At 60.4% G+C, this 4,422-nt stretch carries 3 protein-coding genes; 1 reads left to right on the forward strand and 2 read right to left on the reverse strand.

The annotated features are described in order from the left end of the window. Together PQQ53_RS34825 and PQQ53_RS34830 are read right to left on the reverse strand one after the other, a co-directional pair. On the reverse strand, positions 1 to 1,317 hold a 1,317-nt coding region (locus PQQ53_RS34825), incomplete at its 3' end, for an alpha/beta hydrolase (protein ID WP_408329234.1). 905 nt (positions 1,318 to 2,222) lie between these two features. Then, entirely contained in the window at positions 2,223 to 2,735 is a 513-nt protein-coding gene (locus tag PQQ53_RS34830; protein WP_408329236.1) for a malonic semialdehyde reductase, read from the reverse strand. 302 nt (positions 2,736 to 3,037) lie between these two features. Between PQQ53_RS34830 and PQQ53_RS34835 the strand changes: the two genes are divergently transcribed. Further along, a partial coding sequence (locus PQQ53_RS34835) for an MFS transporter (RefSeq protein ID WP_408329239.1) occupies positions 3,038 to 4,422 on the forward strand: 1,385 nt, incomplete at its 3' end.

The raw sequence follows: 4,422 nt of genomic DNA on the forward strand, positions 1-4,422 counted from the left end.
ACCGTCTTTCCACAGCCATTCGAGTGCTTCGGCCAGGGTTTGTGCTTCGGTGGCATCGTCGACGTGACCGGCATTGCGGGAGAAGACGAATTGGTAGTGGTAGCCCTTGGCGGCAAGGACGCGGGCCATGTCTTCGTTGGCCGCGGTCCAGTCATGCATGCCATCGGCAAGAGGCCCGACCGGATAAAAGAGATCGCGATCGCCTGCCTCGAACCAATACCGGATTGGCTTGCGCGGCGAATTCGGAATCAGCGGGGTGCCATTGGACGCGCTTGCAGGTGTCACAATATTTCCCGACACGGTGAGGTTCGGCTTGAGCGGCCCCGGCCACACATCATGGTACTGCCAGGCGCCGCCTGGAAGTGCCGTGTCATGCGGCCATTGCTGGTTCACCATCGTTGGCGAGTAGCCAAGCACGCGGTGATAAAGATCGGGACGGAACCAGGCCATGGTAAAGGCGGCGGCGGCACTGGAGCTGAAGCCCATGGTCGCACGACGATCCGGATCCTTTGTCAACCGAACATGCGCATTCTGTTCGACGCGGGGCAACACCTCCTGCTCCACCCATTCGGCGTAGGTGCCGGACACGGTGTCATATTCGCGGCCCCGTTCGCTGCCCTGCGCGTCCTGCCCGCCGGCGCCTATGCCGATGGCCACCATTGGCGGCAGCTTGTGCGCGTGGATGAGGTTGTCCAGCACGTTGAACAGCATCTGCTCCTTGAAGAAGCTGTGCCTGCCGCCATCACCGTACACGATGAAAGGCGCTGCCGTGCCCGGGACGTAACCGGCCGGCACATAGACATCGACCTCGCGACTCCAACTGCCAGGATGGCTCGCGGGCACCAGAAGATCGGATTTGTCGCCAGGAGCGGGCGAAGCAGAATTCACCGCCGAATTCTTGCAGTCGAGCATATCGTTACGAACCATGCCCGGCCGATAGATGACGCTATCTGCCGAGGTCATGATGAAGGTATGGACCGTGCCGTGCGGCACATTGGCCTGAGCAACAGTCTCTGGCGACGGACGATGCGTCGGACCGATGATGAAGTTGCCCTCGCTATCGATCGACGGAACCGCGCCATCCGGCAATTCTGTCGCTTTCGGATAATTCGGATTGTGCGGGTCGCGAGTAGGCGGAGTGGTCTTCAGATCGAGCCCCGCCGTGTCGATGAAGAACGGTGCCTTCGGATCGGTTGTGTTGGCACCAGCCGGAACCGACGCATTGGGCGGTACGCAGGTGGTATCGGCAGCGATGGCCGGCATGGCGGCAGCCGTCGAGAGCAGTGCTAACACGAGAACAGTCTGTGCCTTGGTCATCTGCGATCGCCTCCCTCTCCGGGCGCCGGCCCGGCTCCACTTTTGAACGAAGTGATTCATACATTAGTCGAATCCGGGAGACAACGTCAAGTCTGGTATATGGGCAGTTGAGCGGCCGTGCACAGACCGAAAGCAACCCTCGCTGGTCGAGCCTTCGGAGTCATCCGGGCTCGTGCGCCGCGTGTCCGCTACCCCCGGAACGACCAGTACCATCAGGCATCGATCGTCAATATCAACCACTGCTCGAGTGGCTTCCCAAGCGCACCCGCAAACAGGCGTTCGCCGAATTTCGCCAACTCGATGCGTGCGGCGCTCTTCAAGGCATGTAGGCTTGGTTTTTCACCAAGCTGTTTTTTTCGACTGCCCAGGTGCCTACATCCTTGATCAATGGATGGGCAAGACAATGCTCGTATTGCGTATAGCGCGGCGCGCCGGATGTTAAACGCTGCATCTGTCAATCCGTCGTGCTGGGTCGTGCCGGCACTGGCTAACCTGGACAGGTCACCATCTCGTGTGACCAATGGCGCAACATGGCCTACGCTTTCACCGCAACATCCGAGATGCCTTCGACATGCGCGGTGCCCAAATCTTCGCAGCCGATAGCAGGATTTCCTCACTCGGGACTTGTGCAGTCCTGCATCAACATGATCCATTGAAGCGACTCTGGAACGCAGGTCCCTTTGGAACCGAGCCCGCGCAATCCGGGAATTGCCGCTTCGCGGCACACAGCCCAAGCAGCCGCGGGCCGCAAGCGCAAATCCACAGAGGGTGACTTTCAGTACGGGAATGTAATGACGACGTTCCGACGGCAAAGTCCCTTTTCGCTCAAGACGCGAATCTGATCTGCGTCTTCGCGGCAGCGGAGCCAGAGCTTCTGCGGCGAACGTAGATACTGTGCCGCGCGATCACAGCACCTCGCAAGCATCCTCGAACGTGAGTCTTGGCAAGCGGCCCATCACTTTCGACTGGTCAGCGTAACCGATGTTGCAGACAAAGTTCACCTTGAAGTCCCCTTTCGGGAAGATCTCCTGATTCAACTTTTGCGCATCGAGGCCGGACATCGGCCCACAGTCCAGACCCAACGCACGAGCCGCCATGATCAAGTACGCACCCTGTAGCGTGCCGCTGCGGAGCTTGCCTTCGAAGATCGCCGCCGCATCCTGCTTGTGCGGACATAGTTTTGGTAGGTGTCGGTAAAACGCCAGATCGTAAGCAACGATGGCGCACACCGGCGCAGTCCGCGTCTTGTCCACGTTACCCGGCGACAGCGCGGGAATCAGACGTTCCTTGGCCTGCAACGCATGCAAAAACAATATGCGCGCCGGGCTCGTATTCATGCTGGTCGGCCCGTACTTCATGATTTCGTATGGCTCGCGCAATTGAGCATCTGGAACCGGACGATCGAGCCAGGCCGCCACGCCATGCGGCTTGCGCGCGTCCTCGCACCTCACCGGAACATATATTGGCGCTTCGCGACCAAGGGAAAACCCCCGCGTCGTCTACCTTGCCCGTCTGAATACTGACGTGCTAACTTAAAAGACGTTACCGGTACCATTTCGCCTTCGGGGCGGGCGGCCTGTCCGTAATACTGCTACTGACGGACGTCCTATCGTCGCGCCGTGCCGGTTCCACGTCGCGGCGATAAGCAAACAACAAAGCCAGATAAGACGTACGAACAAGCGCCGACCTTTTCCAATTTGTTTGACGCGCAGGAGACGAAATGAGTTCAGAACGGTTTTACGACAGCGGACTACCATCCCTGACTACCACCCACGCAGAGCGCAAGGCAGCTTCAGGCGAGCAGTTGCGTCGTGCTATCGTGACCGGGGCGATCGGCAGTGCGCTCGAGTACTACGACTTTGCGATCTACGGGCTGGCTTCCGCAATGGTGTTCAACCGTGTCTTTTTTCCGAGCCTCGGCACCACGGCAGGCCTGCTTGCCAGCTTCGCGACATTCGGTGCAGGCTTTCTCGCCCGGCCGCTTGGCGGTCTTTTCTTCGGCTCGCTCGGCGATCGTAAGGGACGCAAATTCGTGCTGCTTGCCACCGTCGCGCTGATGGGGGTGGCGACGACGCTGATCGGGGCATTGCCGACCGGCGCAATCGGCGCGGTGCTGCTGGTGGTATTGCGGCTGTTGCAAGGCTTCGGCGCAGGCGCGGAGCAAACCGGCGCAGCAACGTTGATGGCGGAAATGGCCCCTGTGAAACACCGCGGCTTCTTTGCCGCGCTGCCTTTCATCGGCATTTTCAGCGGGCTTACGCTGGCCACGCTTACATTCAACATCTTGCAGTCGACGCTCACTGAAACCGAGATGCTGGACTGGGGCTGGCGTTTGCCGTTTCTGGGCAGCATCGTGCTGATCGGCATGGCTATATGGATTCGTCTGAGGCTCAAGGAAAGCCCTGTATTCGAGGAGCTCGCAGCCAGTCGCGAAGTGATCCAGGCGCCGATGCGGCTGATGCTCAAGTCGGGGCGCCGTCCGTTGATCGCAACGGCGCTGATGCGCCTCGGCGAAACGGGTGGATCGACGATTTACACCGCGGTGGCGATTGCCTATCTGTCCGGATTCGTCGCGGCCCAGCACCATCTTCCGCGCGGCGAACTCAGTGCGATCGGCACGCGCGCGGTGCTGCTTGCCAGCTTGCTGAGCATCTTCACCACGCCGCTTTTCGGCGCGTTGACCGACCGCATCGGACGCCTGCCGGTCTATCGGGTCGGCGCACTCTTTTCCGTCATCTGGGCCGTGCCGGCGTGGTGGATGATCGGCACTGGCAATCCGCTGTGGGTGACGGTTGCGCTTGTCGGCGGCTTTGCGTTTGGTGCGAACGCCATGCTCGGATCGCAATGCGCGCACTTCGCCGAACTCTTCGGCAACCGCTATCGCTATTCGGGCGTGGCGCTGTCGCGCGAAATCGGCGCACTGCTTGCCGGCGGCCTCGCACCCTTGCTGGGACTTTATCTTGTCGGCTTGTCCGGTGGACAGTTCTGGGTGATGGGCGTGTACATGGCGACGCTCGCGGTGCTGACATTCATCGGCACCCTGCTGTCAACTGAGACACGGGGACGTGACCTGACCGTGCTAGGCGATGCGATCGGCAAAGGGGC

This window comes from Paraburkholderia strydomiana (genome assembly GCF_046030495.1).
Lineage (GTDB): Bacteria > Pseudomonadota > Gammaproteobacteria > Burkholderiales > Burkholderiaceae > Paraburkholderia > Paraburkholderia strydomiana_A.